The organism is Chryseobacterium lathyri, from assembly GCF_019970085.1.
In the GTDB taxonomy this organism is placed as follows: domain Bacteria; phylum Bacteroidota; class Bacteroidia; order Flavobacteriales; family Weeksellaceae; genus Chryseobacterium; species Chryseobacterium lathyri.
In genome coordinates, this window is sequence record NZ_JAHXYG010000006.1 from 391,735 (window position 1) to 399,766 (window position 8,032).

Sequence of the window (8,032 nt, forward strand, 5' to 3'; positions counted from 1 at the left end):
TATTTTGATTGAACATGAACAGAAGAGAATTTTTAGAAAAATCAAGCCTTTTGCTGGCCGGGCTGGGAACTTCAAGCGTTCTTCACCCTGCTATTTTAAAAGCACTGGCCATTGAACCGGCAGCACTGTCTACTTTTTATGATGCGGAACATGTAGTGATCCTGATGCAGGAAAACCGTTCTTTTGACCATGCTTTCGGAGCATTGAAAGGAGTAAGGGGCTTCCTTGACAAAAGAGCTTTCATTAAAGAAGATGGACATTCCGTTTTTTTTCAAAAGGATGATGCAGGAAAATATGCTGCTCCTGCAAGATTAGATCTCAGAAATACAAAATCTACGTGGATGAGCTCTCTGCCCCATTCCTGGTCGGATCAGCAGAAAGCATTAAACAAAAGAAAATACGACAAGTGGCTGCAGTTTAAAGCCTCCGGAAATAAAGACTACAAAAGTATTCCGCTTACTTTGGGCTATTATAATCGGGAAGATCTTCCATTTTATTATCAGCTGGCAGATGCATTCACCATATTTGATCAATATTTTTGCTCTTCACTTACAGGAACCACTCCAAACAGACTTTTTCACTGGTCCGGTACTCTCAGGGAGCAACAGAACGGCAAAGTAAAAGCGAATGTCTACAATGAAAACATTGATTATGATAAAGCCAGACAGGCACGCTGGAAAAGCTTTCCTGAATTATTGGAGGAACAGAATGTTTCGTGGAAAATCTACCAGAACGAGATCAGTCTTCCCAAAGGAATGTCCGGAGAACAGGAAGCGTGGCTGAGTAATTTCACCGATAATCCCATTGAATGGTTTTCAAAATTCAATGTCAAGTTTTCAAAAGGCTATCATCAGAATATTCCTAAAATTATTGCTTACCTGAAAGAGGAAACCGGAAAAAAACCTGATCAGAAGAAAAAACTGGAAGCAATGATTGCTGAGCTTGAAGAAGACCAGATCAAATACGCTCCCGAAAATTATTCCAAACTTTCACAGCAGGAAAAAAACCTTCACGAAAAAGCCTTTACAACTAATAGTAATGATCCTGACTATTGGAACTTAGAAATCGGAAGTGATGAAAACGGAGAAAGGCTGGTCGTTCCGAAAGGAGATGTACTGTTCCAGTTCCGAAAAGATGTGGAAGAGAAAAAGCTTCCGCTGGTTTCATGGCTGGTGGCGCCTGAGCATTTTTCTGACCATCCGGGATCACCATGGTATGGCGCCTGGTATATTTCGGAGGTTTTAAATATTCTTACCAAAGATCCTGAAACCTGGAAAAAAACCATTTTCATCATCAATTATGATGAAAACGACGGATATTTTGACCACGTTCTTCCATTTGCCCCACCGCTCAACCCGAGCCAACCGGTTGATATGAATGGTAAAGAAGGGGTGGAATATGTGGATAAATCACAGGAATACATGTCTGTTCTTCCATTGAAAGACCATGAAAGAATAGAAGGAACTGTTGGTTTAGGCTACAGGGTTCCGATGATCATTGCATCACCCTGGACGAAAGGCGGCTTTGTCAATTCTGAGGTTTCCGATCATACTTCCGTTCTTCAGTTTCTGGAGAAATTTATTCAGAAAAAATACCGGAAAGATGTTAAAGTTGACACTATCAGCGACTGGAGAAGGGCGATTTGCGGCGATCTGACTTCTGCCTTTAATTCTTCCAATACACAGGCTCCACGGATGGATTATCTGGATCAAAAAGATTATGCAAAGACCATCAATGCTGCCAAAAGCAAGCCTGTTCCGGATCTTAAATGGTATAAAGAAAATGAAATCAGCGACAGTCTTCTTGAAATTCAGGAAAGGGGGATCAAACCTTCCCATCCGCTTCCTTATCATTACCATGTCAATCTGGAAAATAGCAAGATCAAAATGACCAATTTAAAAGAAGCCGGAGTTCCTTTGTTAGTTTATGACAGAATGCAATTGAATAGCAATAATTATCACTTCTCTTATGCCCTTTATTCTAGACAGGAGCTGTCACATACTGTAAATTCCGGAAAATATGATTATGAAGTTTTCGGGCCCAATGGTTTTTTCCGGAAATTCAGCGGAAATAATCCTGACATAGAAGTACAGCTGATTGATAACGGTTTGAAGAATCAGGCAGAATTGGTTTTCAGAAAGAAAAAGGCAAACGTATCTGTTGTTTTGGAAGATCTGTATGAAAAGAAGAAAAAAACAATCGCCTTACATCAAACAGAAGAAAAAATAACAGTTGATCTCAATAAAAATAAAGGCTGGTATGATCTAAAAGTAATATTTGATGATCATATCTGGCATTTTGCCGGAAGAACGGAAACCGGAAAAGTTTCCATTTCAGATCCTCACTGGGCATAACCAAAAAATGATAAGAAGTAAAGCCTTGCACAAATTGTGTAAGGCTTTTGTTATGATTACAATCATAGATTAAGATGCTGGTTTTATATAATTTACATGTAATTATTTTGATGAATAATAGAATATTGTAATGAAATAGTTAATAATATTTAAAAAAGATAATTTTATTGATATTATTGACTGATTTTGATTAAATTCACCTAACTAATTAACAGCGTCATGAAAAAATCAACATTAAGCCTTGCAGTATGTTTTATTACTGCTGCAATTTCCGGCAACTTACAAGCGCAGGATACCAATACTGACAATCACACCATCACAATTTCTATTCCTGAAGTTGCATTGGTAGATATTGAGCCAGCTGCAACGAAGAACATTACATTGGGATTTACAGCTCCAACAGAAGCAGGTAATCCTATTACTCCGACTACTTCCAATAACACCCTTTGGCTGAATTATTCATCTATCAAATCTGTGGCAGACCCTACACGTAATGTATCTGTGAAGGTAAATGCTCTTATTCCCGGAATTGACATCAATGTAACTGCAGCAGCGGCTACAGGTAGTGGTGGAGGTACATTAGGCACACCAGCAGCTCAGCTTACACTGAGTGCAGCAGACCAAACTATTATTTCAGGGATTGGAAGTGCTTACACAGGAAACGGGGCCAATAATGGCCACAACCTTACGTATGCCCTAGCTGCAGGAAGCGGACCTGGAGGAGTAGCGGTATATGCAGATCTGCAGGCAACAGCTAGTACTGTGGCTACGGTAACTTATACGATCGCAGATAACTAATATCATTTCAATTTAAGATAAAACAAGAAGAAGTCGTTTATCAGCTTCTTCTCGGTTTTATATGGTCAACGATTAAATTCTAAACTTTTACATGATTATGATAAAGCGTATTTTTTTTCTGATGTTCCTGATGCTGCAATTTAGCTTTCTACATGCGGGTATCGTGGTCCTGAACGGTCTTACCCATACTTACAAAGTGGAAAACGGAAAAGTATATAAAGGAAAAATTGGGATTGAAAATACAGGAAGCACTCCGCAAAATGTAAAATTATTCTTACAGGATTTCACCTATAAGGCCGACGGATCTATACATTATACCGAAATACGTACTAATAACAGAAGTAATGGCGACTGGATAAAGCTTAATACCAATCTGATCACTCTGAAGGCTAAGGAAAAAACCGAAGTATTTTATGAAATTACCGTTCCCAACCAGCCTGTCGATCCCGGAAGCTATTGGAGCGTTATTATTGTAGAACCTGTAGAAGAGATTAAGCCCAGCAATGATAAAGCAGGAGTAAATATTACTTCTGTGATACGCTACGCTATCCAGGTGATCACTGACTATGAATCTGAAAAAGCAAAACCTGACCTTAAATTTGAAAGTGTAAAAGTAGAGAAAGAAGACGGAAGGCAAACCGCAAAAATTGCCATAGCTAATAACGGCGATCTCTATTGTAAATCCTCTGTAGCCATTGAAATCTACAACCGTAAAACCGGAGAACGATTGGGAAGCTACTCGAGCATTGCAATGGGATTGTTACCCCATACCTCCAAATCATTCCATATTGATATCAGCAAAGTTCCGGCAGATCAATACAAAGCAGTCCTGATTGCCACCGATGAAGAAGAGAATGCATTTGCTCTCAATGTGGAATTAGAAGTTAAGAATGATTAAAACCTGGATTTTATATATCGTCCTACTATCACTATTCCCGGCACATATTTTTTCTCAGCAGCTGCCCAATGCATTGGTCAGTAAAAAAGATAGCCTAATGCCGGGCATGTCTACTTCTATTTCCTTTGCCTTAGAAAACACGTCAGCTGAAAACAAGATATATGATATTACTGTTACTGCTTCAAGTCCTTTCCTCACTCCTATTTTAGAAAAAGCGGAACTCAAAGTACCAGCCAACGAAAAAACAGTTTATATTGTTCCTATCCGAATTGCAGCGGAAGCAGCACAAGGCATATATTCGGTTATTCTACACGGAAGAGATCAATATGACGGAACGGTTTTTACCAAAATCTCCCAGGTTCGTATTTCCGGAAACAGAAAGCTTAGTCTGACTTCATTAAATTCGCCGGAGTTCATCAGAGCCGGTGAAACAATCCGGGCATCTTTTCTTTTAAAAAACAACGGAAATATAACTGAACGACTCATTCTGGAAAGTAAAAATGCCGTAGTTGACCATGATGCATCTATAACTTTAGCCCCGAACGAATCAAAAATAATTAATATCTATAAAATCACGAATGCAGAACTTGGTCAAAATGAATTTCAGAATCTCAACCTTTCCGTTTACTCACCGGACAATCTTAAAGAAAATCAGACAGCCTATGTCAGCGTAAAAGTGATATCGGTAAAACCTGTAGAAGACGATATTTACCACAGGCTTCCTGTTTCCGCTTCCTTATCATTTATCGGGATGAAAAATATGGGCATTTACAATGACGGATTTCAAGGTGAAATATATGGAAAGGGAAGTCTGGACAAAGAAAATAAAAACCAGATCGAAGTTCGCGCTGTATCTCACAATCCTGTAGAATTTAATTCTTTTACTCAGTATGAAGAATATTTTGTTAATTACAAAAGAAATAACTTCTTTGTTCATCTGGGTGATAAAATGTATTCAGCTTCTTTTTTAACTGAATTTGCAAGATACGGCCGTGGAGCAGAAATTCGTTATGATTTAAAAAAAATCAGCTTTGGTGGCTTTTATAATCATCCCAGGTTTTTTCGGGATATTAAGGATGAGTTCAATATTTACTCGACCTTTAAAATCCACAAGGAGTCTGAAATCACTGCAGGATATCTTTACAAAGTTCCGCGGAAGGGAGAAATTAATTTCGGAAATATCAGACTGAATTCTGAAACTCATCTTCCCTACACTGCAGGGAAATTCAAAATTTCAAAAAATATAAGTTTTTCCGGAGAGGCTGCATACAGCAAAAATGAACAATTAGAAGGAACAGCATATATGGCTCAGGCTCAGGCTTCTTTTGAAAAGCTTAACGGCAATGTAATGTACATGCGGGCCAGTCCTGAATTTGCAGGCTACTTTACCAACACCAGCACGTTTAACGGAAACCTGCAGTATAATGTTTCTAAGAAAATTAATGTATTCGCCAATTATGTACAGGATGCCAAAAATTTTCAACGGGATACTTTATTTCTTGCAGCGCCATACAGAAGCTTTCTTCAGTATGGGATACAGTACAAATATCTTCCAACCGGTCTGGTAACGTTTTATAACGGGTTTCAAAAGTATCAGGACCGTCTGGAGCCTAAACAGTTTGATTATTATGAACAATATTTTAAAGTAAGTATTGATCAAAAGGTAGGAATGTTTCAGGTAAACCTTCAGGGACAGCTTGGAAAGACCAATAATTACCTGAGTGGATTTAATGGAAATTCCAGTTTCTATACTACCAATATATCCTTTGAAAAGTTTAGAACTTCCTTCAATCTCTATGCAAGCTATGCCATTACTTCAAGATATCAGTTGCAGAATCAGAAGCAGATTTATTATGGGGCCAGAATCTTCAGCAGGTTTACTGATAAGACCAGTTTAAGTCTTTTTTACCAGAATAACTATATGCCGGAAGAATATTTCAGGGACAGGAATCTTTTTGAAGTATTATTTCATCAGCAGGTTTTTCCTGGCAGCGATATTGATCTTTCGGGCAGGTATTCATTACAGCGCGGTGAGCTGGGTAATAAGGATTTTGTATTTTCTTTACGCTATACTCTGCGCCTTAATGTACCGATAGAAAAAACTGCCGAGTATACTTCTTTGGCAGGAAACATCAGTAACCTGGGGGTGAAAAAGACAGAAGGAATCAAATTAATGCTTGGAAGCCATTTATCCATTACAGACAAAGAAGGGAATTATCTTTTTAAAAATATTGTTCCTGGAGATTATTTTCTTGAAATAGACCGTTCTACAACAGAAATTAATGATATCCCAGATATTTCTTTGCCTGCATCATTGCATCTCATTAATAAAGAGAATACTTTCAATTTCGGACTCACTACTGCATCTACTATTAAAGGGATTATCCTACTTTCTGAAGATGATGAAAAAAATAAATACAGCTTTGTACAGCTTCAGTCTAAAACAGAAAAAAAGAAGAGACAAAGCATCATTATTGAAGTATCAGATGGTGAGCAGACTTACCGCAAAATAGCATTTATTGGAGAAACATTTGATTTTACTTATCTGCGGCCAGGTGAATGGAAAGTGAAACTTTACAGAAACGGTTTGGACAAACGGTATAAAATAGCTGCTGACTCATTTCAATGCAGTCTTAAACCGTCACAAACACAGAATATAGCTATTCATATCGTCAAGCAGCAAAGTGAAATTAAATATCAACAGGAAACAATTAAGGTGGGCTACAATGAAATAAAAAAGAAAAAATGAAATTAAAAGAACCTATAATATATCTGACTTTCTTTATGATCCCCTGCGCAATATTTTCTCAGAGCACTATCGCTGTGACACTTCCTCTTGTGACCTTAATGGATATAGAACCTGCCGGAACATTTACTCTGAATTTTACGGCACCTACTGAGGCTGGCCAGGCTTTAACGGTTCCCCCAGCCAATACTACCAAATGGGTTAATTATACTTCAGCTATTGCATCGGGAGGACTTACGAGAAGAATTACAGCCTCTATAAATCAGTTAATCCCCGGAGTCAGCATAAGAATACAGGCAGCTGCAGCTTCTGGTGCCGGTGGCGGAGTATTAGGGACATCATCCGGGCTAGTTACCCTGTCTACAACTGCTACAAATATCATTACAGGAATAGGTGGTGCATTTACCGGAACCGGAGCTAATAATGGCCACAGATTAACCATCAGCCTTGCTGTGAGCACTTATGCTAATCTTTCTGCCCATACCAATACACCTATTGTTATAACTTATACTATCACGGAATAAAATGAAAAAAGGAATGAACCCTATTGCTATTATAGCTCATCGCAAAATATTTTCTATAAAGTATTATATCTGCTTTACTTTCTTTTTCATATTCTGTTCTCACAGTAAAGCACAATCTGTAACAGTCCCTGTTACCAACTGGAATGCTACCATTCCCGCAATTACAGAAGCGGGAAGTGACTATAGCGGGACTTATAGCAGCCCGACGAACCAGGCTAGCATTAATGTTGGTTTACCGGCATTACTTGGAAGCGTCAAAGTATATGTACATTATGAAGGTAACCCTACCTGGAACAGTTCTTTGGTTTTATCTGCAAAAAGAACAAGCAATGGATCGACACTTTGTGTAGGATGTGCTATATCGGGTGGAACTAATTATATTACCGTTCCTCTTACTGCTGTTGAATTATTCAGAATATCCACTATTTTATCGGTTACATCTTATACTGGTATTAATATACAATACCAGGTAAGCGGTGTATCTGTAACGCTTCCTTCAGCAACTTATAACAGTAGAATAGTTTTTACCGTAAGTAATTAATGAGTGATAAGTTATTAATGATGAATTCCCTAAGGTATAAAAACAAAAAAAGTCTCATACAAACTGTGTTGTATGAGACTTTTAATAAAAACTGGCGGCGGCCTACTCTCCCGCTTTCGCAGTACCATCGGCGCTGGTGGGCTTAACTTCTGTGTTCGGAATGGGAACAGG

General features: G+C 38.3%; 6 protein-coding genes and 1 rRNA gene. 6 read left to right on the top strand and 1 reads right to left on the bottom strand.

The genetic code is table 11. From position 1 onward, the window contains the following. Positions 1-14: 14 nt before the first annotated feature. The 6 genes from LC418_RS20100 to LC418_RS20125 all read left to right on the top strand — a co-directional run bounded on the left by LC418_RS20100 (position 15) and on the right by LC418_RS20125 (position 7,861). Positions 15-2,354 carry a phosphocholine-specific phospholipase C gene (locus tag LC418_RS20100; RefSeq protein WP_223560426.1) on the top strand — a complete coding sequence of 780 codons (2,340 nt, stop codon included), beginning with the start codon at positions 15-17 and terminating at the stop codon, positions 2,352-2,354. A 219-nt stretch (positions 2,355-2,573) separates the two neighbouring features. Then, positions 2,574-3,152, top strand: coding sequence for a hypothetical protein (locus LC418_RS20105; RefSeq protein ID WP_111960887.1), 579 nt, complete (start codon positions 2,574-2,576; stop codon positions 3,150-3,152). A gap of 97 nt (positions 3,153-3,249) precedes the next feature. Continuing rightward, a complete protein-coding gene (locus LC418_RS20110; RefSeq protein ID WP_223560427.1) occupies positions 3,250-4,050 on the top strand; it encodes a WxL protein host-binding domain-containing protein in 801 nt (266 codons plus the stop codon). Further along, positions 4,043-6,799 (top strand): COG1470 family protein, encoded by a 2,757-nt coding sequence (locus LC418_RS20115; protein WP_223560428.1) that lies wholly within the window; start codon positions 4,043-4,045, stop codon positions 6,797-6,799. The genes LC418_RS20110 and LC418_RS20115 overlap by 8 nt, the downstream gene beginning before the upstream one ends. Next, positions 6,796-7,320 carry a hypothetical protein gene (locus LC418_RS20120; RefSeq protein WP_111960889.1) on the top strand — a complete coding sequence of 175 codons (525 nt, stop codon included), beginning with the start codon at positions 6,796-6,798 and terminating at the stop codon, positions 7,318-7,320. Before LC418_RS20115 ends, LC418_RS20120 begins: the two co-directional genes overlap by 4 nt. A 1-nt stretch (position 7,321) precedes the next feature. Further along, complete coding sequence (locus tag LC418_RS20125; RefSeq protein WP_111960890.1) at positions 7,322-7,861, top strand: hypothetical protein; 540 nt, start codon at positions 7,322-7,324, stop codon at positions 7,859-7,861. Between the two features lie 89 nt (positions 7,862-7,950). On the opposite strand, the gene rrf is transcribed toward LC418_RS20125, so the two are convergent. Then, positions 7,951-8,032 (bottom strand): 5S ribosomal RNA (rrf, locus tag LC418_RS20130); the annotation flags it as partial.

Excerpts from the sequence above, each read along its gene's own strand:
- LC418_RS20105 (WP_111960887.1), top strand. The coding sequence starts at position 2,574 with ATGAAAAAATCAACATTAAGCCTTGCAGTATGTTTTATTACTGCTGCA.
- LC418_RS20120 (WP_111960889.1), top strand. The coding sequence starts at position 6,796 with ATGAAATTAAAAGAACCTATAATATATCTGACTTTCTTTATGATCCCC.
- LC418_RS20115 (WP_223560428.1), top strand. The coding sequence starts at position 4,043 with ATGATTAAAACCTGGATTTTATATATCGTCCTACTATCACTATTCCCG.
- LC418_RS20110 (WP_223560427.1), top strand. The coding sequence starts at position 3,250 with ATGATAAAGCGTATTTTTTTTCTGATGTTCCTGATGCTGCAATTTAGC.
- LC418_RS20125 (WP_111960890.1), top strand. The coding sequence starts at position 7,322 with ATGAAAAAAGGAATGAACCCTATTGCTATTATAGCTCATCGCAAAATA.
- LC418_RS20100 (WP_223560426.1), top strand. The coding sequence starts at position 15 with ATGAACAGAAGAGAATTTTTAGAAAAATCAAGCCTTTTGCTGGCCGGG.